This is a genomic window from Ideonella aquatica, assembly GCF_018069755.1.
GTDB lineage: Bacteria > Pseudomonadota > Gammaproteobacteria > Burkholderiales > Burkholderiaceae_C > Ideonella > Ideonella aquatica.
Genome location: NZ_JAGQDE010000001.1, coordinates 442,038 through 468,419, shown reverse-complemented (window position 1 = coordinate 468,419; position 26,382 = coordinate 442,038). Strand labels below are relative to the sequence as shown.

Below are 26,382 nucleotides of genomic sequence, written 5' to 3'. Positions count from 1 at the left end.
GTCAGCGCACCTGGTTGATCAAGGTGGCGCCTTGCGTGGCCACGCGGTCACCGGCCTTCAGGCCGGCGGTCACTGACACGCTGACGCCGTCCAAAGACTCCGTCGTCACGGTGCGGGGCTCGAAGCGTTCAGGCCCTGACTTGACCCAGACGATGGTCTGGTTCGCCGGGTTCTTCATCAACGAGGCAACCGGGACGGCCAGGCCCTTGACCTTGTCCTTGGTCTGCACGAACACGCGCACCGGCTGGCCCACGGCCAGGCTGTCGAGGGCTGCACCTTGGGCGCGGAAACCCAACGGAAGTGCTTGCTCGCGAAGGCTGCGCGCTGCGCCCGTGAAGTCCAGCGGCACGCGCTTGTCGCCAATGGCCAATGTGGCGCTGCCGACGTTGGCCGCCAGCGCCGGATCAAAGGCCAGGGCCTCGATGCGCAAGCGACTCGGGTCGACGATCTCGAAGACCAGCTCTCGCGCATCGACCACCTGGCCCGCCACCGCATGCGCAGAGGCGATGACGCCCGACACAGGCGCCACCAGGGCTTCACGGGTGGCCAGGCCGCCACCGATGGCGGCGATGCGCTCGGTCAGGCTGGCGGATTCACTCTCGGCGGCCTCGATGTCCTTGCGCGGCACCGTGTCCGCCAGTTCCTTCAGGCGCGCCACGCGCTTGTCGGCCAGCGACTTGGCGGCCCGCAGTTCGGCCAATTGCGACGACTGGTTGGAGCGCTCGATGGGTGCCGTCGAAGGCACGACGTACGCGAGCACCTCGCCCTTGCGCACCGCCTGGCCCGGATTGGGCAGGCCGCGCGGGCCGGGCTCGATGCGGCCTGCGTTCAACGGCTGCACCTTGCCACCGGCGTTCGGGTCCATCAGCACCTTGCCGGCGAGTTCCACCGAGCGTGGCAACTCAGCTTCGGCCGTGGTCAGCGTGCGCACGCCCAGCTGGCGCTGCGCGGGCTTGGGCAGGAACACACTGCCGTCAGGCAGGCGTTGCGGCCCGTTGGCACTGGGCGCGGCGCCACCGCCACCATGGTCATGGCCTTCGCCAGCCTGGGCCAACGGCGTGGCGCACAGCACCATCACAACGCTGGCCAGGACGCCCAGCCGCAGCTGCTTCAGATTCAAAGCGCGCTTCATGCTGCACCCCCCATGCGAACTTGGCGCGAGCGCATCACGCGCCGGCCCACCGTCAACAACACCGCCAGCGCGGCAATGCCCCCCAACGCCCAACCGGCGTACTCCTTCCACGAATGGCTGTGCTCAGCCTCGTCGGCATGCGCCGCTTCATGGATGTCGAGCTCGCCGGCCAGCAGGTCGCTGTCGGCCCCGGCCGTCACCGTGGCCGTGATCGGCAGCGCACCGGGCTTAGGGGCTTCAGGCAACACGACTTCGAACTCGTCGCTGCCTTGCTTGGCGGCCTTGAACTTCTTGCCAGCGACCTCGAGTTCGATCTGGGCTTCGGTGACCGGGCTGTTGTCGGCGGTGCGGTCGAGGTAAAGCGTGATTTGCTTGCCGTTGAGCACGCCCACCAGCTCGAACACGTCCGAGACCGCGGCGAACCTGGGCAAGGCTGGCCCAGTGGCCGCAGGTGCAGCGGCACCATGGTCGTGGCCGTCACCGGCCATGGCCCCTGGCGTCGTCAAGAAGAGAAGGGCTGCGAGCGGGATCGCAGCCAATGTGGAGGAGTGTTTCATGGCGGAATTTCCAAAGTCGTTGTTCGATGGCTCGCTCGGCAGTACCGGTGCCGCGACGGCCCTCATTGCGGCAGCAGCCCGAGCGCCTGGCGCCAGGCGGAGATGGAGGCGGCCAATTCGATCCGTGCGCGTGCGGCTTGGCGGTCGGCCTCGGCGGCCTCAGCCTCGATGCGCAGCCGCGTGGGTAAGTCGGTCTCGCCCATGCGGAAGGACTTGTCGAAGAAGCCGCGGGACTCACGAGCCAGTTGCGCCCGGCGGTCGGCAGCGGCCAATTGCAGCCTCGCCCCGTCGGCGCGGGCCTTGGCCGCGTCACGCTCGCCGGCCAGGCGGGCCCGTTCCAGGTTCAGCTGCGCCTGCAGTTCCAGCGTCTCGGCCCTGGCCGCGGCGGTGCGAGCGTCGTGGCGCGGGCCCGCCCCGAAGGGGATGCGCACACCCACGGTGAAGGTCTGTTGCCAAGCCTCGCCTGAGGCGCCACGGTCGCGCGTGGTAGCGACCGTCAGCTCGGGGTTGGCGCGTGACTGCGTGGCAGCCAAGGCGGCAGTGCCTTCGGCCACGGCAGCGCGGTCCTTCAATGCCAAGAGTTCACCGTGTGCGTCCAGATCATTCACTGCCGCATCGGGCACTGGCTCGGCACCCGGATCGGCCGGGCTGGCCTTGAAGTCCACGGCGGGCGACGCCACCAAGGTGCGCAGCGACTGCTCGGCCACGATCACGGCAGCGTCCGCTTGCGCCACCGCCGCCTGTGCGGCGGCAACCGCGCCGTCAGCCTGGTGCTGGTCGGCCTGGGCCAGATCGCCGGCCTTGAGGCGCTTGCCCACATCGGCCGCAATCCGCTGCGCGCTGTCGAGCTGGCCTTGCGCAGTGGCAGCCTCGGCGCGAGCGCGTTGCCAGTTCCACCAGGCATCCCGCACGCTGGCGGCCACGCGCAATTGGGCTGCCAAGGACCGGCTTTCGACGGCACGGCCTTCGGCCTGGGCCAGGGCCTGGCTGCGCCCCCGCTCACCCGGCAACCACAGCGGAATGGCCAGGGCTGCCTCGTACTCGCGGGTGCCCAGATTGCGGTTCAGGCGGTCGGTCTTGCCGGTCAGTTCCACTGCCACAGGTTCTGGGGTCCAGGACGCTGCAGCCTGCTGCTGCGCGCGGGTCGCTTCGCGGCGTGCCGTCAGCGCAGCCACTTCAGGTTGCCTGGCCCAGGCGGCCTCAAAGGCCTGGCTCAAGGTCAGGCGTTCAGGCTTCGCAGGGGTCTGCGCCAATGCCCCTGCGGAGACGGCGCTGAGCGCCAACGTCAAGATCGCGCCGGCCGTGTTTCGCCAGCGTGCGTTCGCAATGAAATTTCCTCGGTGCATCCGATGCTCCAGTGTTGAAAACAACTCACGGGAGATCGACGAGGGAGCAACCCAGACGGGTCGCGTCGCAGCTGAGCGGCCGTCGATGACGGCCCGCGCTCAGGCGCGGACGGGCTTCAGGAGGGAGAAGTAGCCGCCTCGCCGATCAGGCGAGGGGTGCCCACTGAGGGCGTTCGGGCGGACTGTGCACCAGGGTGCGTACAAGCCCTGCAGCCAACATGGCCGGCTGCGTCGCGATGTCAAGCGACATCAAACCCGTCAATGGCGACACGATCCCGGAACAACTGCCATGGCAGTTGGCACAGTCGAAATCGTTGCCGCCCAGCGTCTTGCCAGAACCATCACCATCGGCCTGCGCGGCACCCGAGTCGGCATGGTGCTGGTGTTCGTGGTGGCCAAAGTGTTGGGCAGCCGCGCCACGTTCGTGTCCGCAATAGCTGGCCACCGCCGCCCAGGTGAACTGGAACGGCAGCAAGACCAACATGAGCATGGCGAACCAGCGACGCATGGCAAAAGTGTAGCAGCTACAGGGCTTGGCGCTGGCTGGGTAGGGTCAACGGCCCAACTATGCGCAGCGCTTTGAGGCTTTTCGGCTGGTGTGGGAAGAACTTGAGGTTGCCGCAAAGCCACTGTGTCACACCGCTACCCGGGACAACCACAACGTACTCACCCGCAGCCGCTGACATTGCGGGCTCACGGCGTGCACAGAGTCAATGCGCCGGTTGTGCGCCTACCATTCTTCGGAGGCTGCTCAAGGTGAGGGAGCAAAGAGCCGGCGAATCTCCCCGATGCGAGACAAGGCCGTTGTCTCCCCGGCAGCGGTCACCCAGCCCCGACTCCCCAGGCCCAGCTGCGACGAAGTTCGAATCTCCGGCGTGATCACCAGATCGGCCAGCGCACGCTCAGCCAGCACCTGACGCCAGCCCGAGACGATCAGCGACTGGAACAGCATCGACACCGGGCTCGACATCTCCGAGTGGTTCGGCGGGTACACGACATCGAGGGCCAGCACCCGCATGGCACCCAACCGCCGAGCTGTCATCACCGGCAGCGGGCTGACAATCTGCCCGTCGGCCAACAATCGGCCGCGGGCACGCACAGGCGCATAGACGCCGGGAACGGCACAGGACGCGCGCACCGCTTTCGCTGCGTCGCCGTGGTTCAGCGGCACGACCTCGCCGCTTTCCATGTCGGCGGCGACCGCAGCAAACGGCAAAGGAAAGCGCTCGATCGGCCCACGCAGGTGCTGCCGCAGGAATTGCTCCAGCCGAGCCCCGGGCACCAGGCCGAGCCCCAGGCCGCCCAACACGGTGCGCACGGGGTCGAAGTCGAAGAACACGGTCCAGTCGAGTTGCTCCGCGGCGCGCTCGATCTCGCTGACGGGCATGCCCGACGCCCACATCGCGCCGACCATCGCGCCGGCGCTGGTGCCCACCACCAGGTCGGGCCGCAGGCCCTCGCGCTCGAGCACCCGCAAAGCACCCAAGTGCGCAAACCCGCGGGCGGCGCCCCCCGACAACACCAGCGCGACAGGCCGCCGCACGCCGTCGGGCGGCGGGAGAAATCCAGGAGCCTCGGTCGCATCCACGGGCTCGGCCGACTGACCAGGCTGCCACGCGGCACAGCCGCCGAGCAGCGGTGCCGCAGTCGCAGCACGCACGCCCGCCAGCAGCAGCGACCGGCGACGCCAGCCCAGTCGATCAGCCAACGCCAACTCAGGCTCGGCCGATGCAGCGGACGTACACGTAATCCGATTCGATCGCATCTTGGCTCCCCTTCACGGCCGGGCCCGAACACCCGGAACCGCAGATCGACCGCAGCAACTCGCGCCTGCGACGGTCAGCAGGTCGGTGCGCCTGACGGACGGTTGCGCCCGTCTGGCGCAACCGGGTCACTTCACGCCGGTGACAACGTAGTCCTTGTCGTCCTGCGTGAACTCGAACTCCACCTTCTTGCCATCGGTGAGCTTGTCCATCAGCATCTTGTCCTTGACCTTGAAGCCCATCGTCATGGCCGGCCAGTTGAGCGACTTGATCGGCTCGTGCGCCAGCGTCACGACGCCGCCCTTGGCATCCACCTTCTTGACGGTCCCCATGGCCTTGTGGACCACCGACGCCGTCGCGGCCGGCTTCTTGGTCATGTCCATGCTTTTCATGTCGTCCATCTTCGGCTGTGCCATGGCCGCCATGGCGGGCGCGAGCAGGGCGAGGACCAGCGAAGGGAGTGCAGCTTTCTTCATGTCGATTTCCTTTGAGGAGGGTTGAGATGAGCGCAAACGGAGCTCTGGCGGTAGGACGGATAAGCACTGGCGCTGCTGTCGCGCAACGCGAGTTGCGCGGCACCGGGTTGAGGCGCCAGTGCAGGAAGGCGATCAGGCAGCAGCACGCTGCCTCCGCCAGAACGCCAGACGCCAAGCCGAAGGCTCAGGCTTGCGCCGCATCAGCAGGTAGGCCGCCGGGATCACGAACATCGACAGCAGCGGCGCAGTGATCATTCCGCCGACCATCGGCGCGGCGATGCGCTGCATCACTTCCGAGCCAGTACCGGTGCCCCACATGATCGGGAACAGGCCGGCCAGGATCACCGCCACCGTCATCGCCTTCGGGCGCACACGCAGCACCGCGCCTTCGCGGATCGCGTCGAGCAGGTCGTCGGTGCCAGTCCTGCCCTGGGCAACGCGGGCATCCCAGGCCTGCTTCAGATACAGCAGCATGATCACGCCGAACTCGGCGGAGACACCGGCCAGCGCGATGAAGCCGACGGCCCCCGCCACCGAGAGGTTGTAGTTCAGCAGGTACAGCAGCCAGATGCCGCCGACCAGCGCGAAGGGCAGCGTCGCCATGATCAGCAGCGCGTCGTCGAAGCGCTTGAAGGTCAGGTACAGCAGCACGAAGATGATCAGCAGCGTGAACGGCACCACCACCTTCAGCTTGGCGGTCGCGCGCTCCAGGAACTCGAACTGCCCCGACCACGAGACCGAGTAGCCTGGTGGCAACTGGACCTTCTCGCCAACGACACGCTGCATGTCCTGCACCGCCGACCTCAGGTCACGGCCTCGGATGTCCACGTACACCCAGCCCGACAGGCGTGCGTTCTCGCTGCGCAGCATCGGCGGCCCGTCGGTGATGCGGACGTCGGCCACGTCGGACAGCACTAGGCGCGCACCGCGTTCGCTGACGATCGGCAGCGCGCGCAGCTTCTCCAGTGAATCGCGCGTCTCACGCGGGTAGCGCAGGTTGATCGGGAAGCGCTGCAAGCCTTCGACCGTCTCGCCAACGTTGTCTCCCCCCACTGCCGAGGTGATGACCGACTGCACGTCGGCGATGTTCATGCCGAAGCGCGCCGCCGCGTCGCGGTTGATCGTCACGTCCACGTAGCGCCCGCCGGTCAGCCGTTCGGCCAGCGCGCTGCTGACACCAGGTACGTCCTTCAGGGCCTTCTCGATCTCGCCGGCCACGCGGTCGATGGTTGCCAGATCGGTGCCCGCGACCTTGACGCCCACCGGGCTCTTGATGCCGGTGGCCAGCATGTCGATGCGGTTGCGGATCGGCGGCACCCAAATGTTGGCCAGGCCCGGCACCTTGACGATGCGATCCAGTTCGTCAACCAGCTTGTCCTGCGTCATGCCCGCTCGCCACTGGCTCTTCGGCTTGAACTGGATCGTGGTCTCGAACATCTCCAGCGGCGCCGGGTCGGTGGCGGTCTCGGCGCGGCCGGCCTTGCCGTAGACGCTGACCACCTCGGGCACGGTCTTGATCAGGCGGTCGGTCTGCTGCAGCAGTTCGGCCGCCTTGCCCGCACTCAGGCCCGGCAACGCCGACGGCATGTAGAGCAGGTCGCCCTCGTCCAGGCGCGGCATGAACTCGCCGCCGATGTGCTGCAGCGGCCAGAGGCTTGCCACCAGCACGAGCGCGGCCGCGGCCAGCGTGAGCTTGGGGGCCCGCAGCACGGCGTTCAACAGCGGCCGGTAGACCGCGATCAGGAAGCGGTTGAGCGGGTTGGTCTTCTCATCCGGGATGCGTCCACGGATCAGGTAGCCCATCAGCACGGGGATCAGCGTGGCCGACAGCCCGGCCGCAGCCGCCATGGCGTAGGTCTTGGTGAAGGCCAGCGGCGAGAACAGCCGCCCCTCCTGCGCCTCCAGCGTGAACACCGGGATGAACGACAGCGTGATGATCAGCAGCGAGAAGAACAGCGCCGGCCCGACCTCGGCGGCCGAGTCGCCGATCACCCGCCAGCGCTCCTCACCTTCAAGCTTCTGGTCCGGATGCGCATGGCTCCAGTGTTCGAGGTGCTTGTGCGCGTTCTCGATCATCACCACCGCCGCATCGACCATCGCGCCGATGGCGATGGCAATGCCACCGAGCGACATGATGTTGGCGTTGACGCCCTGGTAGCGCATCACGATGAAGGCGGCGAGGATGCCCAGCGGCAACGAGACGATGGCGACGAAGGCCGAGCGCAGGTGGAACAGGAAGATGAAGCACACCACCGCAACGACGATGAACTCCTCGAGCAGCTTGAAGCCGAGGTTCTGCACCGCACGCTCGATCAGGCTGGAACGGTCGTAGGTTGGGACGATCTCGACGCCCTTGGGCAGGCTGCCCTGCAGCTGCTGCAGCTTGGCCTTCACGGCGGCAATCGTCTCCAGCGCGTTCTTGCCCGAGCGCATCACGATCACGCCGCCGGTGGCCTCGCCCTCGCCGTCGAGCTCACCGATGCCACGCCGCATCTCGGGGCCGACCTGGATGCGCGCCACATCGCCCAGGCGCACGGACACGCCGGCATCTGTGCTCAGCAGCGGGATCTTGCGGAAGTCATCGAGCGACTGCAGGTAGCCCGATGCGCGCACCATGTACTCGGCCTCGCCAAGTTCGAGAACCGAGCCGCCACTCTCCTGGTTGGACTTGCGGATCGCCTCGACGACCTTGGTATGCGGCAAGGCGTAGGCCGCCAGCTTGTTCGGGTCGAGCACGATCTGGTACTGGCGCACCATGCCACCCACGGTCGCCACTTCGGCGACATTGGCCACCGTCTTCAGCTCGTACTTGAGGAACCAGTCCTGCAGCGCTCGCAACTGGCCGGCGTCCATCTGGCCGCTGCGGTCGATCAGCGCATATTGGTAGATCCAGCCGACACCGGTGGCGTCGGGGCCCAGCGAAGCCGTGGCGCCAGGCGGCAGCCTCGCCTGCACCTGGTTCAGGTACTCCAGCACCCGCGAGCGAGCCCAGTACAGGTCGGTGCCGTCCTCGAACAGCACATAGACGAAGCTGTCGCCAAAGAACGAGTAACCGCGCACCGTCTTCGCCCCCGGCACCGACAGCATCGTTGTCGTCAGCGGGTAGGTGATCTGGTTCTCGACGATGCGCGGCGCCTGGCCGGGATAGGTCGTGCGGATGATCACCTGCACGTCGGACAGGTCAGGCAGCGCGTCCAGCGGCGTGCGCAGCACCGAATGGACGCCCCACGCGCTGAGCATCACGGTGGTCAGCAGCACCAGGAAGCGGTTCGCGATCGACCAGCGGATCAGCTTGGCAATCATGGCTTGCTCCCGGCGGCGGCAGCCGGGTTGGGCTCGGGCGCCAACACGGTGACGGCGCTCAGTTGCGGCAGGTTCTCCGCATCCATGTAGAACTCGAAGCCGACCTTGTCGCCAACGGCCAGCCCTCGCGGCAGCCCGCGCTGGGATGGCTTGAAGTCCATCGTCATGGCGCCCCATTTCAGCGAGGCGATGGGGCCGTGCGAGAGCGTGACGGCGTCGCGGTCGATCTTTTCGACCTTGGCCTCGCCCTGGTGGCGCGGCGCGTTATTGGCGGCGGTGGGTTGGGGCTCGACATTCAGTCGCGCCTCGACGCCCTTCAGGCTGGCTTCGGAATCGATCAGGAACTGCGAGGACACCACGACCCGCTGGCCGGCCTGCAGGCCGCGCTTGACCTCGGTCTGGCCGCCGCTCTCGATGCCGATCTCGACATCTACGGGACGGAAGCGGCCTCCCTTCTCATCCTGTTCAGCCAGCATCACCACGGTGCGCCGGCCGGTCTGGATGATGGCTTCGGTGGGCACCAGCAGCGCCTTCTGCTCGCGCATGTCCGTGAACTGCATCTGCACAAACATGCCGGGCACCAGCGCGCCGCCGGGGTTGGCCAGCTCAAGGCGGGCCTTCAGCGTACGGGTGGTGGCGTTGACCTCGGGCAGGATAGCCTGCACCTTGCCGTCGAACTTCGTGCCAGGCACGGCCGGGCTGACGGCTTGAACCTTCGCACCTGGGCGCAGCAGCGCCGACTGGCTCTCCGGCACCTCGGCGTTGGCCCACACCGTGCCCAGACCGTTGATGCGGAACAGCGTGGCGCCGGACATCACCGTCATGCCTTCGCGCGCCATCAGCTCGGTGACGACGCCGCCGATCGGTGCGATGAGCGTGATGCGCGGCTGCGTGCGCCCGCTGCTGTCAACCAGCGCGATCTGCGCCTCGCTCATGCCGACCTGGCGCATGCGCTGTCGGGCGCCATCGACGAGCGGTGCGAGGTCGGTGCCCTCCATTCGGCGCACCGAAAGGAATTCCTCCTGGGCGGCGATCCAGTCGGGCACGTACAACTCGGCCAGCGCTTGCCCCTTGGCCACGCGGTCCAGCGTGGCACGCACATGCAGGCGCTCGACATAGCCGGTGGAACGCGCCTGCACGATGACCTGGTCACGCTCGTTGAACGCAATGCTGCCCACCGCAGACACCTGCGGCGACAGCGTGCCCTGCGTGACGGCGGCGGTGCGCACGCCCAGGTTCTGCTGGATACGCGGACTGACCGTGACCTTGCTGCCGTCGCTGTCGCCGTCGGCATAGACCGGCGACATCATCATGTCCATGAACGGCGACTTGGCCGGTTTGTCGAACTTGTTCCCCGGCACCATGGGGTCGTGGTAGTACAAGACCTTCCTGCCAGTCGTCGGATCGACGTCGCCGGCCTTGATGCCCGCCTTGATGTGTCGGCGCGTGGCGTCCTCGCCTGATTCATTGGACGGGGTCCCGACGGGCGCGGCCGTCGAAGCCGCTCCTCCCGCCGTTGCGTCGCTACCGGCTGCGGGAGCCATGCCCATGCCGCGGTTCATGCCGATGGCGTAGAGGCCATAGCCGGCAGCACCGAGCACGCCCACCGCGATCAGGCCGATCAAGAGGGGTTTGAGTTTCGTCATGTTCATTTCTCCGTGACGGCGCCTGCAGGGTGCTCGGCCGGTATCAGGTACTCGATCTGGGCCCACAGGCCCGCCGTCTCCATGTCGAGGCGCAGCCGGTCCATGCGGGTGTCGATCTCCATGCGCCGCGCTTCCAGCACGGCGCTCAGCGTGCCCCCGCCTCCGCGGTAGGCAGCGATCGCGGCACGGGTGCGCTCGCTGGCCAGCGGGATCAGGTCATGGTCGTAGTGCGTCAGGCGATCCCGATTGCCTTGCCACTCCTGCAGCCATGCGCGGGTCTGCGCCACATGCTCGCGCGTGGCCTCTTCGCGCTGGGCTGTCACCTGCTCGGCCAGTGCGAGCTTGGCCGACACCTCGCGGTCCTGCCGGTTCTTCGGGTCCCACTGCCAGGGGATCGAGAGATTGACGGAGACCATGTTCGAGTAGGCCGAACTGCGCTGGCTGTAGGTCAGCTCGACGCTCCAGTCCGCGCGCTTGCTGGCGCGCGCGACGTCCGCCTCGGCCCGGGCCAGGGCTTCCTGGCGGACCATCAGCGCGATCTGCGGGTGATGGGTCAGTTCGGCTTCCAGGCGCTCGGCGTCCAGGCGGATCATGCCCAGGTCGGGTGGCACGCCGAGCGCCTGGTTCGCGCCCTCGCCCACCCAGCGCGCGAGCCGCGTCTTGGCCGTGGCAATCTGCCGATCGGACTGCCGGATACGGTCTTCGATCTGGGCAACGGCCGACCGCGCCGCAAACACATCTGTCTGCATGCCGCGTCCGCCCCGGTACGCCGCCTCTGCAGCCTCGATCTGCAGGGCGGCTTCGGCACGCTGCGTCTGCAACAACTCGCGCATGCGCTCCTGGTACAGGCGATCCAGCCAGGCCATCGCGGTGTCGCGCCGCAGGTCGGCCAGCGCCACGGCACGCCCAGCTTCGGCCACCTCAGCCTCGCGCTCGAACCGCCCTGCGCGGGCTGTGCGCTTGTCGGCGCGCGTGAACTCCTGCATCACGCCCACCGTGGCCATCGTGGAGGAATCACGAGTGAAGCTGAACCGGTCCGGCCCGCTGATCGGCAGGCTGCTCAGCCCGGTCTTGAGCACCGGATCGGGCAACTGCCCTGCGATAAACGCCATCTGGCGTGCCGCGGCGGCGCCGGCGTCCTGGGCAACCAGCAGGCGTGAACGCTCCTGGGCCAGGCGCAGCGCCTGCTCGAGGCTCAGGGATTGCTGCGCGTACGCATCCAGGCCGACAAGCTGCGCGCCCATGGCCAATGCAGCGGCCCAGCATCGCAGCGAACAGCGCGCACGCCGCTCGCGTTGAAACGGAACTGTGAACATGAAAACTCCAGACAACGAACCGGGGGCTTCGTGTCGGGCCCGATTCACGTCGGCGAGCAGGAACTCGCAAGACGCGGCCGGGCACGACCGACGCGCCGAGCGACCCGAAGGGCCCTCAGCGCCGCGTCGTCTGGAGGATCAGATTCGGTGCACGCAGTGCAGGATGGCGTGCGGTGGAGACGCCGCAACCAGTGCACTCAGCGTGGCCGCCGCAGGACGCGGCGGTGGTGCCGTCACGGGCACCAGCGGCAGGGAATACAAAGCGGCCAGCACGACCGCCGGCGCATTCAAGGTCGGCGCGTGATCGCTCTGCTGACCATATTTGCAGTGCTCGGCGCAGAGATTGGGCGCTGCGGGATCCAGGGCGCCAGCCATGTCGTCGCAGTTGCCGGCCTGTGCGGCCGACATGTCGGCGTTTGCACTGCTCTGTTCAACTGCCGAGATGCTCGCATCGGGCATCTGCATGGCAGTTGCCGCGGGCAGCGCCAGGGAGGGGCAGGCATAGGCGGCAATGAGCATCTGCGTTGCCAGCACGACGCCGACGAGGCCACGGGCCACCGCCTTCAGGAAAGAGCGCGTCATGGTTGCGAACCCCGAAACGCCAATGGCAGCGCATTGAATGCGCAGCACGGGTTGCGGGTTGGAGAGGCGATCATGAGGGCCAAAACTGATTGGGCAGTGAACGCTGGAGGTCACCCAGCACCTGTTAGTGTAGGGGCAACCATCTGTATTGGGGTGAATGAATTGGGGCGAATGTCAGGCTTGCTACTGGCTCACATGCGACATATTCGCGCTGCTCGGATTCGAGCTTTGCACCCGACGCCTTTCAACGAGCCAGGCCGCAAGCCGACCGTGATGAACGGGCACCCGAGGATGTTCTCGGCGAACTTGGCGAGGGCGAGAACGCAGGGTCGAAGCCCAGGCTGGCCCCTCTACGGACCATTGCATCCATGCAAAGACCTCCTGCTTGCCAGCAACCAAATGCCGACCGCCGCGAGCGCCAGGTAGTTGGCCACCATGAACCAGGGCGTAGTCCACGCGATGCCGTCGAAGCCGCGCTCGGTGAACGGATAGAGCACCGGCACGGCGTAGTAGTCGGCCGAATGGGTGAACACGTCGATCACGATGTGCGACCACCAGCCGAGAAGCGGAAACCAGAGCGACCGCCGCAAGCCCCAGACCAACAGGGTTGCCAGCGCGGCGATCGGTGCGCTGTGCATCACGCAGTGCAGGTGGTGCGACCACAGCTGGACCAGCTGCGGCAGGCCCGGCTCCTGGCCCGGGATCGCCACCGCATAGCCGCGCAAGGCGGCGAAGGAGCCATCGCTGAACAGCCACCACCCCGCGATGGGCAGCAGATGCAACACGTCGGGCAGTGCCGCCAGGATCAGCGTGGCGACCACCGTCGTTTGCGATAGCCGCCTGCGGCGGTGCACCACCGCTGCACCGACCGCGGCCCAGAGCGTGTGCGCGATGATGTCCACGGTAGGCCCGGTACTCAGTCCTGCAGCAGCGTAGCCTTGCGCAGTCGCAGCGCGTTGGTGATCACCGACGCCGAGCTCAGGCTCATCGCGAGCGCCGCGATCATCGGCGACAGCAGCCAGCCGGTGAACGGAAACAGCACCCCGGCCGCCAGCGGCACGCCCAACGCGTTGTAGACGAAGGCGAAGGCCAGGTTCTGCTTCATGTTGGCGACCGTGGCCACCGACAGCGCCCGGGCGGTCGCGATGCCGCGCAGGTCGCCCTTCACAAGAGTCAGCTGGGCGCTGTTCATCGCCACGTCTGTCCCCGTGCCCATCGCGATGCCCACATCGGCGCGTGCCAGCGCCGGCGCATCGTTGATGCCGTCACCGGCCATGGCCACCCGTTTGCCCTCGGCCTGCATCCTGGCGACGAGTTCCAGCTTGTCAGCCGGCTTGACCTCGCCGTGGACCTCGTCGATGCCCAGCCGCTGGCCGACCGCGCGTGCGGTCGTCAGGCCATCGCCCGTGGCCATCACAACCCGCAGGCCCGCTGCGCGCAGCGACTTGAGCGCATTGGGCGTCGTCGCCTTGACCGGGTCCGACACGGCCAGCAGCCCGGCCAGCCGCGCATCGACGGCCAGGTGCATCACGCTCGCCCCCTGCGCCCGTAGCGCTTCCGCCTGCGACGCGAGCGGTACCACATCGACCCCCAACTGCGCCATCAGCGCGGTGTTGCCGAGCGCGAGGGATCGACCGCCGACCGTGCCGCGCACGCCGATGCCCGACTCGGAATCGAACTGCTCGGGCTTCTCCAGCGACAGGCCCCGCTGCCGCGCTGCGGACACGATGGCGGCTGCCAGCGGATGTTCGCTGCCCTGGTCCAGGCTAGCCGCCAGGCGCAGCACCTCGTCCTCGCTGTTTCCGGGCGCGGCCACCGCGCGCTCGAAGCTCGGCCGTCCTTCGGTCAGCGTGCCGGTCTTGTCGACGATGAGCGTGTCGATCTTGCGCAGGTTCTCGATCGCCGCGGCGTCCCGGAACAGCACCCCGCTCGTCGCCCCGCGGCCGGTCGCGACCATGATCGACATCGGCGTGGCCAGGCCCAGCGCACAGGGACACGCGATGATCAGCACGGCCACCGCGTTGATCAGACCGTAGACCCAGCTCGGCTCCGGTCCGAAGAAGCCCCAGGCGAAGAAGGTCAGCAGCGCGATCCCGACCACACCGACGACGAAGTAGCCCGCCACCTGGTCGGCCATGCGCTGCATCGGCGCCCGCGAGCGCTGCGCCATCGCCACCATCTGAACGATCTGCGCGAGCACCGTCGCCGAGCCGACGTGCTCGGAGCGCATCACCAGCGCGCCGCTGGTGTTCATCGTCGCGCCGATCAGCTTGTCGCCGACCCGCTTGGTCACCGGCAGCGGCTCGCCGGTCAGCATCGACTCGTCCAGCGCGCTGCTGCCCTCCACCACGACACCGTCGACCGGCACCTTCTCGCCCGGGCGCACGCGCAGCAGGTCACCCACGTGGACATGCGTGAGCGGCACGTCCGACTCGCTGCCGTCGGCCGCGATGCGGCGTGCCGTCTTCGGCGCGAGACCCAGCAGCGACTTGATGGCCGCGGAGGTCTGCGAACGCGCCTTCAGCTCCAGGATCTGGCCGAGCAGTGTCAGCGAGATGATCACCGCCGCCGCCTCGAAGTACACCGCGACGCGGCCCATCGACACGAACGAGGCCGGGAACACCTGCGGCGCCACGGTAGCGACAACGCTGTAGGCGAAGGCCGCGCCGGTACCCAGGCCGATCAGCGTCCACATGTTGGGGCTGCGGTTGGCGATCGACTGCGCGCCGCGCACGAAGAACGGCGCGCCGGCCCACAGCACGATCGGCAGGGTGAGCACCAGTTCGATCCAGCTCTGCCGCGCCATGTCGAACCAGCCGAGGCGGTGGCCGAACATCGCCATGACCGTGACCACGACGGTCAGGGGCAGCGTCCACCAGAAGCGGCGCTTGAAGTCGACCAGCTCCGGGTTCTCGGCCTCGTCGAGTTCCGGCAGCACCGGCTCAAGCGTCATGCCGCATTTCGGGCAGTTGCCGGGGTGGTCCTGCCGGATCTCGGGGTGCATCGGGCAGGTGTAGACCGCGCCAGGCGCAGCCTCGGCAGGCGCGGGTGCGGGCGCAGCAGGCGCCGCCGGCTGCACATAGCGCGCGGGGTCGGCGGTGAACTTGCCCAGGCACTTCGCGCTGCAGAAATAGTACGGGCGGCCTTCATGCTCAGTCCGGTGCTCGGACTGCGCGGTGACGGTCATGCCACAGACCGGGTCCTTCAGCGGTTGGGTCACCGACGGTGCGGCGGCGTCGTGGTGCGCGTGGTGGGGTTCGTGCCCCGCCCCGTGCGCATGTCCTTCGTGGCCTACGTGATGATGCGCGTGGTCGTCTGCGCCCGGGGTGGTGCCATGGACGTGCCCGTCGTGGCCGTTGTGCGACTTCATGTCCATGCTCTCAGGCGTCCCGGTTCGTCGAGCGGTCCGTACCCGCGTCGTAATGGCCATGGTGACCGTGGCCCCCGTGTCCGTGGAACAGATGCATCACCGGGCAGGCCAGCAGCAGGAGGTAAGGCCAGTAGCCGGCAACGTGCCCCCAGTGCTCGCGCAGCAGGAAGAAGGCGGCGATCAGCGCCGTCATTGCCGCAGCAACCCAGAGGGCCCGCGCCGGGCGGGCCGGCACAGGGGAGGTGGTCGAGGTGTGAACATGGTCGGTCGACATGGTGGGCTCCTTGTGGGGACCGGGTGGTTCAACCTTGCAGAGGCACCGGGTTCATGCCACCAAAGTTAGACCTTCCCATGATGTGAAGGTCAAGCGGTTTCTTGTGGGCGGCCGACGTGCGGGATGAAGCGCGGTGTCCGCGCTGCATAGCGCTCGAACTCGGCGCCGAATCGGGCCCGCATCTCCGACTCCTCCGTCACGGCGAGCCTGCCGTACATCACCAGCAGCACCGGGAACATCAGCAGCGTCAGCACGGTCGGCCATTGCAGCAGGAACCCGAACAGGATGAGCACGAAGGCGACGTACTGCGGGTGTCGGATGCGTTCGTACGGACCGCTCACGGCCAGCGTCTGGCGACGCTGCGCGTGGTACAGCACGTTCCACGCGCTGGAGAGCAGCCAGAAGCCTCCGCCCAGGAAGGCATAGCTCAGCAGGTGCAGCACGCCGGAGTGCGGATCGCCGCCGAAGCCCTTGTCGCCCAGCAGCGTCGCCCAGAGGTGGCCGGCGTCGTGCGACAGGATGTCCAGTCCGGGATAGCTGGTCTGCAGCCAGCCCGACAGCAGGTAAATCGTCAGCGGGAAGCCGTACATCTCGACGAAGAGCGCGACGATGAAGGCGGCGAACGCCCCGAAGGTGCGCCAGTCGCGGGCCGTCTGCGGCTTGAAGAAGCTGAACGCGAACATGATGAAGATGGCCGAGTTCAGGAGCACGAGGCTCCACAGGCCATAGGCGGGTGTGCCGTTGTTCATGGCGCAGCTCCCGTGTTGTCGCCAGGGCCCGGCGTGGCCGCAGGCCGCTCAGCGGGTGTGGGCGTGCCGCCGCGACCGTGATGGCCGTGGTGACCGCGATGCATGAAGACGTGCATCAGCGGGCAAGCCAGCAGCACGAGCCAGGGCAAGGCGCCGAACAGGTGGGCGCGGTGCTCGGTCCAGAGGAACCAGGCTGCGATGCCGGCCAGAACCAGCCAGCCGATGCCGTAGCGCGAACGCCAGAACGACGGGGTCGACTGGCCGTGGGTGTGCAGGGTGTCCATGAGGATCTCCGGTGTCGTCGGCCGTCACCGGGCCGACGGTGAGTTCGGCAGCCGCTGCATCATCATTTCCATCATCATCTGCATCATCTCCATGCGCCCTTCCATCATCTGGTGGCGCTTGGCCATCTCGGCAGGCATGCCCTTGCCATCGCCCATGCCTGCGCCCATGGCGCCCATGCCCCCCATGCCGCCCATGCCCTTCATCATGTCCATGCCGTCCTGCATGGCCTTCATGTGGTCGGCCATCAAGGCCTGGCGCTCGGCGGGTGTCTTGGCGTTCATCATCTTGTCGTGCATCTCGCGCATGGCCTTCATGCGCTCCTGCATGGCGGGCATCGGGGCCGCGGGTGCCGCCGCGGATGCTTCCGGGTGGTGGCCGGCGTGCTCGTCGGCCTTCGCGGCCGGAGCGCCTGCGGTGCCGCCAGGGCTGGCGCAGGCCGTGAGAAGCACGAGAGCCGCAGCAGCGGTGAGGGTCGTGAAGGCAGACATGTGGATCTCCTGATCGAGAGAGGCAGGCGGTTGTTCGCCACGGAAGGAAGGACGGTCGAACTCGGCGGAGTCGCCAATGACCGGACGTGCGCAGGCCGCCGGTCCGGGAGCACGTCCCGCCGGCGGCCAGGCATGGAGATCTATAGGGTCAGGCGCAGGAAGCGGATGACCAGGGGCGGCCCCTGGGAGCCGGGTCGCTGTGACGACAGCCCCCAGCCCGTGCTGCCCGTGGCAGCGATCGGCTGCCAGGGCTGTGCGAGCACCGCGAAGACCGCGCTGCCATCGACGGCAGGCAGCTTGACCTTGACGACGGCCGAGGACTCGTCATCGCAGAACTTCAGGCAACTCTTCTGACCGGAGTCCGACCCGTGGTGGTGTCCCGGCCGTTCGCCGTCGTCGCGGTGCTGTTCATGCGATGGGACCTCGGCGTGCAGTCCCACGCGTTCCGGTCCCGCCGGCCCCAGTGCGCACGCATTCACGACGCCGGCCGCGAGGGCCAACAGCCAGACCACCAGCGTCACACCAGCCGTGCGGCGCAGTCGTCGATGGGTGAAGTGAAAGGTGGACATCGAAGGATTGGGAACTCCTCCAGCCTACGACTCCGTTCGGTGGCGCTCTTGCGCGACATCAATCCGCGCGATCGACCGCCTGCGTGACTCTACTTCCGCCTCAGCGTGACGGATAGCTTCGTCGCCGCCGTGGTCTTGTTGGTCCACATCCAGCAGTAGTCCTGCCTAGCGTCGACCGACAGATCCCCCTGCAGACGTTTGACGTTCTCCTTCTTGGCCGGGTACCGAACGTCCTTGTCCACGTGGTAGTGGACGTTGAAGTTGAGGGCGCGGTCGGCGTCGAAGGACCACTGCACGGCCTGTCCCGCCTCCAACGGACCGCAGATCTCGGCGAACTTGCCAGGCGCGATCGTCAGGCTGCGCTCGAAGCGACCAGCGTCCTGCCATTGCAGCTCGATGACTTCTGCCCGGGCCGCAGCGGCGCCCATCAAGAGCGAGACGCCGGCCAGAACGCCGGCTGCTGCTCGGTGCCCAAGCACTCCCGTCCCTGCGGCTTGGATCACTTCGCCGCCTGGATGTCGGTGACCACGAAGCCCGTGTCGGATTTCTGGACGACGAAGCGGACCTTGTCGCCGACCTTGACCTTGTCGAGCACGCCGGCATCCTTCACCTGGAAGACCATGGTCATTGGGGGCATGTCGAGGTTCTTGATCTCGCCGTGCTTGATAGTGAGCTTCTTCGCGTCCTTGTCGACCTTGCGGATCTCGCCCTCGGTCATGTCGGCGGCTGACGCGGCGGCCGCGGGATGGTGGGCCGAGTGGTCCTCGGCCTTCTGCTGCGCCAGTGCGGGAGCCGACAGGACAACGAGAAGGGCGGCCATGGCGATGATTTTCATGATGAGATTCCTTTGGAGGGGTTGGTTGAATCCGGATTCGACGATGCTGGGGTGGTTGTCGATCACTTGGCAGACACGGTGATCTTGCCGACCATGCCGGCCTGGTAGTGGCCCGCGATCAGGCAGGCAAACTCGAAGTCGCCCGGCCGGTTGAAGGTCCAGACGATCTGGCCGGTTTTGCCGGGTGGCACGTGCGCCATGTAGGGCTCGTCGTGTTCCATGCCCGGGAACTTGACCATCAACTCGGCGTGCTTGCCGTTTTCGGCCTTGGTGCCGATGACAAACTCGTGCATCACCTTGCCGGCGTTTCGGGCAACGAATCTCACCGTCTCGCCCAGCCGAACCTCGATGAGATCGGGCGTGAACCGCATGTTGTCGGCCATGCCGACCTCGATGCTGCGCTTGGCAGCCTTGGCATCGCCGGCGATGCCCCAGTCTTTCTGTTCCTTCTTGACCGGTCCGGCCTTCTTGGGGTGGCTTTCGTCACCGTGGGCCAGGACCAGCCCCGGCGCGCCGAGAAGGGTGGCAGGAATGGCGACGAGCAATTGACGCTTGCTGATATGCATGGGGATGTCCTCTTGAGGCAGGAAAGTGTTTGGACGGAACGCTGAGGTCAATGGCCGCTGTGCCCGCTCGCGGGCTTGCGCACCCGCACCTCGATTTCCTTCGAAGGCTTGGCCATCGGCGGCATGGCGCCTGGCCCCGGGCTGGCGTCAGCCTTGAAGCGGGCCGGATCGGGCAGACTGCCGGTGAACTCGTAGGCCACGGTCCCGGGAGGGTGCTTGTACCAACCCGGATCGCTGTAGTCGCCGGGCTTCTGATCCGCACGCACCTTCAGCACGCTGAACATGCCGCCCATGCCCACCGCCCCAAAGGGCCCTGTGCCGGTCATCATTGCGGCGGTGTTGTCGGGCAGCGGCATCTCCATCTCGGTCATGTCCTTCATGCCACGCTCGCCCATCACCATGTAGTCCGGAATCAAGCTGGTGATCTGCTTGGCCACGCCGCGGTGATCCACGCCGATCATGGTCGGCACGTTGTGCCCCATCGCATTCATCGTGTGGTGGCTCTTGTGGCAGTGGAAGGCCCAGTCGCCCTCTTCGTCGGCGAGGAAGTCGATCTGCCGCATCTGGCCGACCGCCACGTCCGTCGTCACCTCGTACATCCGGGTGCTCTTGGGCGTCGGGCCGCCGTCGGTCCCGGTGATGAGGAACTCGTGCCCGTGCAGGTGGATCGGGTGGTTCGTCATCGTCAGGTTGCCGATGCGGATGCGGACCTTGTCGTTCTTGCGCACCACGAGTGGATCGATGCCCGGGAAGATGCGGCTGTTCCAGCTCCACAGGTTGAAGTCGAGCATGGTCATGATCTTGGGCGTGTAGGCCCCAGGATCGATGTCGTAGGCGTTGAGCAGGAAGACGAAGTCACGGTCCACCTCGTCGATCAGCGGATGCTTGGCCTTGGGGTGGGTGATCCAGAATCCCATCATCCCCATCGCCATCTGCACCATCTCGTCGGCATGCGGGTGGTACATGAAGGTGCCGGGGCGCCGTGCCACGAATTCGTAGACGTACGTCTTGCCTGGCGGAATGCCGGGCTGGTTCAGCCCAGTCACGCCGTCCATGCCGTTGGGCAGACGTTGGCCGTGCCAGTGGATGCTGGTGAGTTCGCCCAACTTGTTGGTGACGAACAGGCGCACGCGGTCGCCTTCGACGACCTCGATGGTTGGGCCCGGACTCTGGCCGTTGTAGCCCCACAGGTGCGCCTTGAAGCCGGGGGTCATCTCGCGCACCACCGGCTCGGCCACCAGGTGGAACTCCTTGACGCCGTTGTTCATGCGCCAGGGCAAGGTCCAGCCGTTGAGCGTGACCACCGGGTTGTAGGGCCGCCCCGTGTTGGGCACCAGCGGTGGCATGGTGTCGGGCTTGGTCTGGATGACCGGCTCCGGCAGGGCGGCCATGGCCACCTTGCTGACGGAGGCTGCAGCGGCGGCAGCTGTGAAGGCGCCGGCGCCGCCCAGCATCTTGCGTCGGGAAAGCATGTGGAGTTCCTTCATGTTCAGTGGCCTTGGGCTTCAGCCGCCGTTGTCGCGCCGGCAGGGCCGGCAGCCGCCGCCAGGCTGGGTTTGCCAATCAAGGCCATGTCGAGATCGGCCTGCGCAATCCAGAAGTCGCGCTTGGCCTCGATGGCGGCGTTGACGCTCCCGATCTGCGCACGCGCGTCGGCCAGCAGCTCGAACACCCCGATCAGCATGCCGTTGTAGCGAAGCACGTTCTCCTCGGCGATCTGCTTGCGCAGCGGCACGATCTCGTCCTGGTGGTGGCGCGCGATGTCGTAGGCGGAGCGCCAGGCACCGTAGGCTTCGCGCACCTCGGAGCGCGCGTTGATGGCTGTCTCCGCTGCGCGGTGCACGGCCTGCATGTAGACCCCTTCCGCACGGGCCACGCGGGCCCCACCCCAGTCGAACAACGGCAGTTCGACGCCGATCTCCCAGCCGCGCTGTGTGGGAGCCTCGTTGGAGCTGTTGCGCACCGCGCCGAGTTCGAGCACGTTGATGAAGCGTGTGGTCTTCGTCAGGCCGAGGTTGCGCGCGGTCTGCTCGGCGGCGAGCTTGGCGCCCTGCACATCCAGCCGCTGCGCCAGCGCGACGCGCTCGATGTCCGGGCGGTCGACCAGATCCTGCGGCAGGTCCGGGAGTCGATCCGGGAGATTGAACTGGGTCTGCGCGCCCCAGAGGCCAAGCAGCCGCGTCAGACGTTCGCGAGTGGCCCGCTGGGCCTGCTCGGCGCGAGCGAGGTTCAAGGCGGCGTCGGCGTAGAAGCTCTGTTCGCGGGCTCGCTGCAGCTTGTTGAAGTTGCCGACCTGCTCCATGCGACGCGCAAGTTCGGCGCTCGCCTCCGCGGCCTGCTTCACCTGACGCATGTAGCGCACTGTCTCTTCCGCGGCCAGCGCTGTGACCCAGGCCTTGCGTGTGTCTGCCGCCACCGACAGCATGGTCATCGTGACCATGCCCTTGGTGGCCTCGAAGCGCCGCGCCTCCATGGCACTGATCATCGGCATGGCGATCAGCCGCGCGAGGCTGAAGTGGATCCCGCGCTCCAGCTCGATCTCGTCGCCGCGCCGCAGACGGCTGAAGCTGAAGCCGGGGTTCGGGACGCGGCCAGCCTGAACCACTTCAGCTTCCGTGATGCCCAGTTCCTGGAAGCTGGCCTGCAGCCCACGGTTGTTCAGCAGCGCGATCTGGACCGCATCGTCCGCGGACAGCGGCTTGGCCAGCAGTTCTGCGACACGCTGGTCGATGCCGTCCTGGTCGCCAGGTGTGCGGGCCCAGCGGACCTCCTTGCCGAGCCGCTCCCTGGCGGCTTGCTCGACCGTGGAGAAGCCGCCGTCCGGGCTGAAGGAGGCACAGCCGGCGAGCGTCGCAGCCGCAGCGAGCAGGAGCACGAGCTGCAGGCGTGGCCTGACCACCGGTGGGCCCCAGTTCGATGGTGTGAGCACGATCGTCTTCATGGCATCTTGTGGCCGCCATGCCCTTGCGGCATGGGCATGGCCTTGGTGGCAGGTTGGGCGGGCGTTGCGGCGGGCGCCGACGCGGCGGGGTCGGGCTGCTGCGCATCGCGGGCGTAGGCGCGCCAGCCACCGATGCGCGCGGCGGTGTCGTTGGCCTCGCGCCAGGGGATGACCTTGTCGTCCGCGGTACGTCGGTAGCGGCTGAACGCCGACTCGTACGCCACAGTGGGCACACTTGCGCCGGGATCGAGCGGGTCGGGTTTTCGTGCGGCGGATGTTGAGGTCTGCGCAGCGGCAAACCCTGCCACGACGCAGAGGGCGGCTGGCATCAGCCAGCGCGGGAGGGAAGCGACCATGATGTCCTCGTGTCGGAGTCAGCATCTCCCCGTCGGTACGACGAGGAGTGACCGGGTCCGGTGGCCGATGGCGTGCCAGGCACGCCGATCGGGGACCGGCTACACGAGGTGGTTGCGGGGTGGCCGGTCGGGTCCGTCGGACGCGAAGGCGTCGACGCTGATCATGGCCTCGGCGAAGACGGTCGGCACCGCTGCGACTTGCGGGATGCGGGGCATCGCACTGGGCAGTGCCGAGCCAGCGCAGCATGAAGCGCACGAACTGCACTTGTACTGGGCCAGATTAGACATCTTGTCCGACTTCACCGGGTCCTGGGCAGCCTCGGCGTCATCCGCCGCATCGCCGTTGTGATGATGGGCGACACCGGCATCCTGGTCCGCATGCTGGTGCGCGATCACCTGCGCAGCGGCCCCCATGCGCTCGTGACTCGGTGCGCAGTGCGCCATGGTCAGGCCCGCCATCCCCTGAACGGGAAGCGCGATGGCGATGAACCAGACGATCAGGAGCCGGAGCCAGACCTGCATAGCACGCACTCTAGCCGAAACAGCCGAAAGGCATCGTCGCGCGCACAAGCGCCCCCGCCCTCATCGCTGCGCGAAGGCGTGCCTGGCCCGGGGTCTGCCCACGGCCTGCACGCTGGCATGGCTGTGGTCTGCCAGGTTCTCCAGGATCGGACAGTCAGGCCGGTCGTCGCCCCTGCAGCAGTGCACCAGGTGTTCGAGCGTCGACTTCATGGCCAGGATCTCCTGGGCTTTCTGCTCCAGTTCGGCAATGTGCGCCTGTGCCATGGCCTTGACTTGCCGGCTGGGCCGGCGACGGTCCTGCCAGAGGCTCAGCAGGCCGCGGATCTCGTCGATCGAGAATCCGAGGTCCCTGGACCGCCGGATGAACTGCAGCGTGTGCACGTCCTTCTCGGTGTACTGCCGGTAGCCTGCGTCGGTGCGTGCGGCAGGCGGCAACAGGTCGACGCTTTCGTAGTGCCGGATCATCTTCGCCGAGACGCCCGAGGCGCCGGCGGCTTCACCGATGTTCATGGCCGGACTCCTGTCATTGCGCGGATCAGGCATTCTGATCCTTCCTATGGTTGGAAGGTCAAGCACATCCTTAGGATTCCGGCCGCGCTCGCGTGGGCACGCGGTTTCCGCTTGACCTTCCAACGGTGGGAGGCTTGAGAGTGCAGATCATCCCTCAACCAGTTCCAAGGAACGCCCCATGCTTGCCTTCCAAGTCAACGACATGACCTGCGGCCACTGCGCCGGCGCCATCACCAAGGCGGTGAAGAGTGTCGACCACGCCGCCGAGGTGACGATCGACCTCACTCGGCACCTGGTGACGGTCAAAGCGACCGCAGTCGATGCCCAGCACATTCGCGATGCGATTGCCGGCGCTGGGTACACGCCGGAGCAGGTCATGTCGGCGGCTGCTGCGACTGCAGGCGCCGGCAGCACCCGCACGTGTTGCGGCTCATGCCACTGAGTTCGCATCGGCCTTCATGAGTGGCCGAGCTGGCTGGTGTTAAGCGCCAACTCGGCCATGATGAATTTCTGTCTAGCAAATGACGTCCTGATAAGAACACTTCTCAGGACGTCGACTAGTCGCCGTTCGACGGGCGGCTGTAGATTAGGCTGGCAGTGCCGTCGGCTTGACGGCGACCATCATCCTGCCGAATCGAGTCTACCCACGATTGTGCCAAACGAGGGGCTGCTTGGGCCATATAGACTACAGATAACGCGCAAAATCTGTAGCCGATTTCTTGGCGCCACCGCCTCCGATCCAGCCCTCCGCAGAGCCCGGTTGTCCACGGCGCCGGCCGGTCGGCGCCTACGACGTACCGGCCGGCCGGCGCGGTGGGCAACATCCGGCATGTCGGCGGTGAACTTCGCTGCCCGACTGCTTGCGCTGGAGCGTCGAGTTTTCTATCATCCATATGCGCAATTTGCTTCGCCTCTGGCGAACAGCGAAACACCGATAGGCCCCCGAAAGAGCGGTGGGACCGACGGCCCGAGATGGGCGTTGGTTCTGGGGTTTTCTTCTCTTCCACACCCCCAGGGGATGCCAGCATCCCCTGCTCTGCGGGCTCTGCTGCGTCTCCTCCATTCCCAAGGAGATCAGCAGATGATGTCAATCCATCTCAATCTGCGCCAGCGCGACTTTCTCGCTGGTGTGGTCCATCGCGTCGCGCTGTTGTATGCGCTCGCCTTTGTGGCCCTGTCCTGGCAACGCCAGGACGGCTGGCTGATGATCTGGTACCTGCCGCTGTGGCTGGTGGCCAGCAACGTGGCTGCGCAACTTCGCAAGGAGCTGCAGCATGGATGACAGCACCTGGCGGTTGATTGCCGCAGCCTATGTCTCATTCCTGGCGCTGATGGCCGGACCCCTGTGGGTGGTCTGGTCAGACTGGCGCAGTCGCCGCTGATTCAAGCGGCCTCCTGAACACGGCAGCGCCCACCGCGGGTGGCTGCCGCAGCTCGCGGGGCGTCACAGGCGTTGCCAGTGACGCCGCCGCCACCCCCGCGCCAGCTGGACCTCTCCGCGCCCTGCGGCAGTCTGGGCTGCTGCGTGACGCCACTGCGTGACAAGTTGGACCGGTGGCGCAATGCCGCGCAGACTGGTCCACCACGAAGAGCTGCTCGCTCGCTGATCTCTGAACTGACAGGCGCAAGGCCTGTCTTGCCGTGCGCCCGCACGGCCGCTGACCCCGCGTTCCAGGGGTTGGCATGCGCGTCTCAAGGGTCGGCCCCACCAGGGCTGCACACCAAGGCGCATGCCCGCCAATGCCGTGCGTACTGCGGCGGCGACCACCAGGTCTCAACAGTACCCCACCGGAGTGGTGTCCGGAGGTCCTTGCTCTGCTGCGGCAGAGGTCCGGGTCAGGCACGCCTGCCAGGACGACCAGAAACACTGACCCCAACAGACACACCGCCCCCCCGGAATTCGACTGTTCAGAGAGGACGCAAGCGATGAAGAACCTGAACTTTCAGCTGCGCCAGCTGTCGGCACGCAACCGCGATGGCAGCCATGCCACGCAGGCGAACCGCGAGCGCATGCTGAGCCTGATCGCCCACCAACTGGATGCGCTGGGCTACCGCGACCTGCACGCCGACAACCTGCGCGAAAAGCATGTGGCCGCGCTGGTGAGCCATTGGACCGAGTCCGGCATCTCTGCCGCGACCATCAAGAACCGCCTGGCCGCGGTGCGATGGTGGGCGGAGAAGATCGGCAAGGCCAATGTGGTGGCACGCGACAACGCCACCCTGGGCGTGGAGCGACGCAGTTATGTGACCAACGAGGACAAGGCCAAGTCGCTGACCGAGGCGCAGCTGGAGCGCGTGAGCTCGGCCCATGTGCTGGCGTCGCTGGCGCTGCAGGCGGCCTTTGGGCTGCGGCGTGAAGAGTCCTTGAAGATCCGGCCGGACCTGGCCGATGGCGGCAACGTCTTGAGGCTGCAGGGCTCCTGGACCAAGGGCGGTCGGCCACGCGAGGTGCCGATCGTCAACGAGGCGCAGCGGCAGGTGCTGGAGCAGGCCAAGGACCTGGCCGGAAAGGGCAGTCTGATCCCTGAAGGCCTGACCTACCGCGAGCACCTGGCCAGCTTCCGCGCGCAGTGCCAAAGGGCCGGCATCAACGGCGTGCATGGGCTGCGGCACCGGTACGCGCAGGAACGCTACGAGGCGAAGACCGGCTGGAAGGCACCGGCTGCTGGCGGGCCCACACGGCGCGAGCTCAGTGGCGAGCAGCGATCGGTCGACGCGCGGGCGCGGCTGGAGATCTCGCTCGAGCTGGGCCATGCGCGCGAGCAGATCGTGGCGATCTACCTGGGGAGATAAGCC

The 26,382-nt window shown here is 67.2% G+C and carries 28 protein-coding genes; 3 read left to right on the top strand and 25 right to left on the bottom strand.

Going from position 1 to position 26,382, the window contains the following annotated elements; all coding sequences use genetic code 11:
- Nucleotide 1: 1 nt before the first annotated feature.
- The 25 genes from KAK06_RS02110 to cueR all read right to left on the bottom strand — a co-directional run bounded on the left by KAK06_RS02110 (nucleotide 2) and on the right by cueR (nucleotide 23,586).
- Nucleotides 2-1,132, bottom strand: coding sequence for an efflux RND transporter periplasmic adaptor subunit (locus KAK06_RS02110; RefSeq protein ID WP_210800107.1), 1,131 nt, complete (start codon nucleotides 1,130-1,132; stop codon nucleotides 2-4).
- Nucleotides 1,129-1,689 carry a hypothetical protein gene (locus KAK06_RS02105; RefSeq protein WP_210800105.1) on the bottom strand — a complete coding sequence of 187 codons (561 nt, stop codon included), beginning with the start codon at nucleotides 1,687-1,689 and terminating at the stop codon, nucleotides 1,129-1,131. The genes KAK06_RS02110 and KAK06_RS02105 overlap by 4 nt, the downstream gene beginning before the upstream one ends.
- A 62-nt stretch (nucleotides 1,690-1,751) precedes the next feature.
- The gene (locus KAK06_RS02100) at nucleotides 1,752-3,035 is read right to left on the bottom strand and encodes a TolC family protein (RefSeq protein WP_210800104.1); all 1,284 of its coding nucleotides are present in this window, start codon (nucleotides 3,033-3,035) and stop codon (nucleotides 1,752-1,754) included.
- 145 nt (nucleotides 3,036-3,180) lie between these two features.
- Nucleotides 3,181-3,543: a cation efflux protein, CzcI family gene (gene czcI, locus KAK06_RS02095; RefSeq protein WP_210800102.1), complete on the bottom strand. Its 363-nt coding sequence runs from the start codon at nucleotides 3,541-3,543 to the stop codon at nucleotides 3,181-3,183.
- A gap of 243 nt (nucleotides 3,544-3,786) precedes the next feature.
- Nucleotides 3,787-4,743, bottom strand: a complete 957-nt coding sequence (locus KAK06_RS02090; RefSeq protein ID WP_210800100.1) for a patatin-like phospholipase family protein — start codon at nucleotides 4,741-4,743, stop codon at nucleotides 3,787-3,789.
- 183 nt (nucleotides 4,744-4,926) lie between these two features.
- Nucleotides 4,927-5,274, bottom strand: coding sequence for a copper-binding protein (locus tag KAK06_RS02085; RefSeq protein ID WP_210800098.1), 348 nt, complete (start codon nucleotides 5,272-5,274; stop codon nucleotides 4,927-4,929).
- A 132-nt stretch (nucleotides 5,275-5,406) separates the two neighbouring features.
- Nucleotides 5,407-8,577, bottom strand: coding sequence for an efflux RND transporter permease subunit (locus KAK06_RS02080; protein ID WP_210800097.1), 3,171 nt, complete (start codon nucleotides 8,575-8,577; stop codon nucleotides 5,407-5,409).
- Nucleotides 8,574-10,223: an efflux RND transporter periplasmic adaptor subunit gene (locus tag KAK06_RS02075; protein ID WP_210800167.1), complete on the bottom strand. Its 1,650-nt coding sequence runs from the start codon at nucleotides 10,221-10,223 to the stop codon at nucleotides 8,574-8,576. The genes KAK06_RS02080 and KAK06_RS02075 overlap by 4 nt, the downstream gene beginning before the upstream one ends.
- 2 nt (nucleotides 10,224-10,225) lie before the next feature.
- Nucleotides 10,226-11,539 carry a TolC family protein gene (locus tag KAK06_RS02070; protein ID WP_210800095.1) on the bottom strand — a complete coding sequence of 438 codons (1,314 nt, stop codon included), beginning with the start codon at nucleotides 11,537-11,539 and terminating at the stop codon, nucleotides 10,226-10,228.
- A 138-nt stretch (nucleotides 11,540-11,677) separates the two neighbouring features.
- Nucleotides 11,678-12,235, bottom strand: a complete 558-nt coding sequence (locus tag KAK06_RS02065; RefSeq protein WP_310741015.1) for a hypothetical protein — start codon at nucleotides 12,233-12,235, stop codon at nucleotides 11,678-11,680.
- Nucleotides 12,236-12,471: 236 nt separating this feature from the next.
- Nucleotides 12,472-13,023 carry a metal-dependent hydrolase gene (locus KAK06_RS02060; RefSeq protein WP_210800093.1) on the bottom strand — a complete coding sequence of 184 codons (552 nt, stop codon included), beginning with the start codon at nucleotides 13,021-13,023 and terminating at the stop codon, nucleotides 12,472-12,474.
- A gap of 14 nt (nucleotides 13,024-13,037) precedes the next feature.
- The gene (locus tag KAK06_RS02055; protein WP_375140868.1) at nucleotides 13,038-15,491 is read right to left on the bottom strand and encodes a heavy metal translocating P-type ATPase; all 2,454 of its coding nucleotides are present in this window, start codon (nucleotides 15,489-15,491) and stop codon (nucleotides 13,038-13,040) included.
- A 10-nt stretch (nucleotides 15,492-15,501) separates the two neighbouring features.
- Entirely contained in the window at nucleotides 15,502-15,765 is a 264-nt protein-coding gene (locus KAK06_RS02050; protein WP_210800091.1) for a DUF2933 domain-containing protein, read from the bottom strand.
- A gap of 89 nt (nucleotides 15,766-15,854) precedes the next feature.
- Nucleotides 15,855-16,514, bottom strand: a complete 660-nt coding sequence (locus KAK06_RS02045; protein ID WP_210800089.1) for a methyltransferase family protein — start codon at nucleotides 16,512-16,514, stop codon at nucleotides 15,855-15,857.
- Entirely contained in the window at nucleotides 16,511-16,798 is a 288-nt protein-coding gene (locus KAK06_RS02040) for a DUF2933 domain-containing protein (RefSeq protein WP_210800088.1), read from the bottom strand. The genes KAK06_RS02045 and KAK06_RS02040 overlap by 4 nt, the downstream gene beginning before the upstream one ends.
- A gap of 24 nt (nucleotides 16,799-16,822) precedes the next feature.
- Nucleotides 16,823-17,287, bottom strand: a complete 465-nt coding sequence (locus KAK06_RS02035; RefSeq protein ID WP_210800086.1) for a hypothetical protein — start codon at nucleotides 17,285-17,287, stop codon at nucleotides 16,823-16,825.
- 140 nt (nucleotides 17,288-17,427) lie between these two features.
- Nucleotides 17,428-17,856 (bottom strand): hypothetical protein, encoded by a 429-nt coding sequence (locus tag KAK06_RS02030; RefSeq protein WP_054018176.1) that lies wholly within the window; start codon nucleotides 17,854-17,856, stop codon nucleotides 17,428-17,430.
- An 89-nt stretch (nucleotides 17,857-17,945) separates the two neighbouring features.
- Nucleotides 17,946-18,359: a hypothetical protein gene (locus tag KAK06_RS02025; RefSeq protein ID WP_157548470.1), complete on the bottom strand. Its 414-nt coding sequence runs from the start codon at nucleotides 18,357-18,359 to the stop codon at nucleotides 17,946-17,948.
- Nucleotides 18,356-18,757, bottom strand: a complete 402-nt coding sequence (locus KAK06_RS02020) for a copper-binding protein (RefSeq protein ID WP_310741014.1) — start codon at nucleotides 18,755-18,757, stop codon at nucleotides 18,356-18,358. The genes KAK06_RS02025 and KAK06_RS02020 overlap by 4 nt, the downstream gene beginning before the upstream one ends.
- On the bottom strand, nucleotides 18,754-19,257 hold the full coding sequence (locus KAK06_RS02015; protein ID WP_054018173.1) for a cupredoxin domain-containing protein: 504 nt from the start codon (nucleotides 19,255-19,257) through the stop codon (nucleotides 18,754-18,756). Before KAK06_RS02015 ends, KAK06_RS02020 begins: the two co-directional genes overlap by 4 nt.
- Before the next feature lie 47 nt (nucleotides 19,258-19,304).
- The gene (locus KAK06_RS02010; RefSeq protein ID WP_054018172.1) at nucleotides 19,305-20,729 is read right to left on the bottom strand and encodes a multicopper oxidase family protein; all 1,425 of its coding nucleotides are present in this window, start codon (nucleotides 20,727-20,729) and stop codon (nucleotides 19,305-19,307) included.
- 17 nt (nucleotides 20,730-20,746) lie between these two features.
- Nucleotides 20,747-22,198, bottom strand: a complete 1,452-nt coding sequence (locus tag KAK06_RS02005; RefSeq protein ID WP_054018171.1) for a TolC family protein — start codon at nucleotides 22,196-22,198, stop codon at nucleotides 20,747-20,749.
- The gene (locus KAK06_RS02000; RefSeq protein ID WP_157548467.1) at nucleotides 22,195-22,554 is read right to left on the bottom strand and encodes a hypothetical protein; all 360 of its coding nucleotides are present in this window, start codon (nucleotides 22,552-22,554) and stop codon (nucleotides 22,195-22,197) included. Before KAK06_RS02000 ends, KAK06_RS02005 begins: the two co-directional genes overlap by 4 nt.
- 99 nt (nucleotides 22,555-22,653) lie before the next feature.
- Nucleotides 22,654-23,076: a hypothetical protein gene (locus KAK06_RS01995; RefSeq protein WP_054018169.1), complete on the bottom strand. Its 423-nt coding sequence runs from the start codon at nucleotides 23,074-23,076 to the stop codon at nucleotides 22,654-22,656.
- A gap of 60 nt (nucleotides 23,077-23,136) precedes the next feature.
- Nucleotides 23,137-23,586 (bottom strand): Cu(I)-responsive transcriptional regulator, encoded by a 450-nt coding sequence (cueR, locus tag KAK06_RS01990; protein ID WP_054018168.1) that lies wholly within the window; start codon nucleotides 23,584-23,586, stop codon nucleotides 23,137-23,139.
- Between the two features lie 178 nt (nucleotides 23,587-23,764).
- On the opposite strand from cueR, the gene KAK06_RS01985 reads away from it, so the two are divergent.
- The 3 genes from KAK06_RS01985 to KAK06_RS01975 all read left to right on the top strand — a co-directional run bounded on the left by KAK06_RS01985 (nucleotide 23,765) and on the right by KAK06_RS01975 (nucleotide 26,379).
- Nucleotides 23,765-24,028, top strand: a complete 264-nt coding sequence (locus KAK06_RS01985) for a heavy-metal-associated domain-containing protein (protein WP_054018167.1) — start codon at nucleotides 23,765-23,767, stop codon at nucleotides 24,026-24,028.
- A 639-nt stretch (nucleotides 24,029-24,667) separates the two neighbouring features.
- Nucleotides 24,668-24,868 (top strand): hypothetical protein, encoded by a 201-nt coding sequence (locus tag KAK06_RS01980; protein WP_210800084.1) that lies wholly within the window; start codon nucleotides 24,668-24,670, stop codon nucleotides 24,866-24,868.
- 644 nt (nucleotides 24,869-25,512) lie between these two features.
- The gene (locus KAK06_RS01975) at nucleotides 25,513-26,379 is read left to right on the top strand and encodes a phage integrase N-terminal domain-containing protein (protein ID WP_210800083.1); all 867 of its coding nucleotides are present in this window, start codon (nucleotides 25,513-25,515) and stop codon (nucleotides 26,377-26,379) included.
- Nucleotides 26,380-26,382: the final 3 nt, after the last annotated feature.

Coding starts and splice junctions, on each gene's coding strand:
- KAK06_RS02110 (WP_210800107.1), bottom strand. CDS start 1,132: ATGAAGCGCGCTTTGAATCTGAAGCAGCTGCGGCTGGGCGTCCTGGCC.
- KAK06_RS02105 (WP_210800105.1), bottom strand. CDS start 1,689: ATGAAACACTCCTCCACATTGGCTGCGATCCCGCTCGCAGCCCTTCTC.
- KAK06_RS02100 (WP_210800104.1), bottom strand. CDS start 3,035: ATGCACCGAGGAAATTTCATTGCGAACGCACGCTGGCGAAACACGGCC.
- czcI (WP_210800102.1), bottom strand. CDS start 3,543: ATGCGTCGCTGGTTCGCCATGCTCATGTTGGTCTTGCTGCCGTTCCAG.
- KAK06_RS02085 (WP_210800098.1), bottom strand. CDS start 5,274: ATGAAGAAAGCTGCACTCCCTTCGCTGGTCCTCGCCCTGCTCGCGCCC.
- KAK06_RS02080 (WP_210800097.1), bottom strand. CDS start 8,577: ATGATTGCCAAGCTGATCCGCTGGTCGATCGCGAACCGCTTCCTGGTG.
- KAK06_RS02075 (WP_210800167.1), bottom strand. CDS start 10,223: ATGACGAAACTCAAACCCCTCTTGATCGGCCTGATCGCGGTGGGCGTG.
- KAK06_RS02070 (WP_210800095.1), bottom strand. CDS start 11,539: ATGTTCACAGTTCCGTTTCAACGCGAGCGGCGTGCGCGCTGTTCGCTG.
- KAK06_RS02055 (WP_375140868.1), bottom strand. CDS start 15,491: ATGAAGTCGCACAACGGCCACGACGGGCACGTCCATGGCACCACCCCG.
- KAK06_RS02050 (WP_210800091.1), bottom strand. CDS start 15,765: ATGTCGACCGACCATGTTCACACCTCGACCACCTCCCCTGTGCCGGCC.
- KAK06_RS02045 (WP_210800089.1), bottom strand. CDS start 16,514: ATGAACAACGGCACACCCGCCTATGGCCTGTGGAGCCTCGTGCTCCTG.
- KAK06_RS02040 (WP_210800088.1), bottom strand. CDS start 16,798: ATGGACACCCTGCACACCCACGGCCAGTCGACCCCGTCGTTCTGGCGT.
- KAK06_RS02035 (WP_210800086.1), bottom strand. CDS start 17,287: ATGTCTGCCTTCACGACCCTCACCGCTGCTGCGGCTCTCGTGCTTCTC.
- KAK06_RS02030 (WP_054018176.1), bottom strand. CDS start 17,856: ATGTCCACCTTTCACTTCACCCATCGACGACTGCGCCGCACGGCTGGT.
- KAK06_RS02015 (WP_054018173.1), bottom strand. CDS start 19,257: ATGCATATCAGCAAGCGTCAATTGCTCGTCGCCATTCCTGCCACCCTT.
- KAK06_RS02010 (WP_054018172.1), bottom strand. CDS start 20,729: ATGCTTTCCCGACGCAAGATGCTGGGCGGCGCCGGCGCCTTCACAGCT.
- KAK06_RS02005 (WP_054018171.1), bottom strand. CDS start 22,198: ATGAAGACGATCGTGCTCACACCATCGAACTGGGGCCCACCGGTGGTC.
- KAK06_RS02000 (WP_157548467.1), bottom strand. CDS start 22,554: ATGGTCGCTTCCCTCCCGCGCTGGCTGATGCCAGCCGCCCTCTGCGTC.
- KAK06_RS01995 (WP_054018169.1), bottom strand. CDS start 23,076: ATGCAGGTCTGGCTCCGGCTCCTGATCGTCTGGTTCATCGCCATCGCG.
- cueR (WP_054018168.1), bottom strand. CDS start 23,586: ATGAACATCGGTGAAGCCGCCGGCGCCTCGGGCGTCTCGGCGAAGATG.
- KAK06_RS01985 (WP_054018167.1), top strand. CDS start 23,765: ATGCTTGCCTTCCAAGTCAACGACATGACCTGCGGCCACTGCGCCGGC.
- KAK06_RS01980 (WP_210800084.1), top strand. CDS start 24,668: ATGATGTCAATCCATCTCAATCTGCGCCAGCGCGACTTTCTCGCTGGT.
- KAK06_RS01975 (WP_210800083.1), top strand. CDS start 25,513: ATGAAGAACCTGAACTTTCAGCTGCGCCAGCTGTCGGCACGCAACCGC.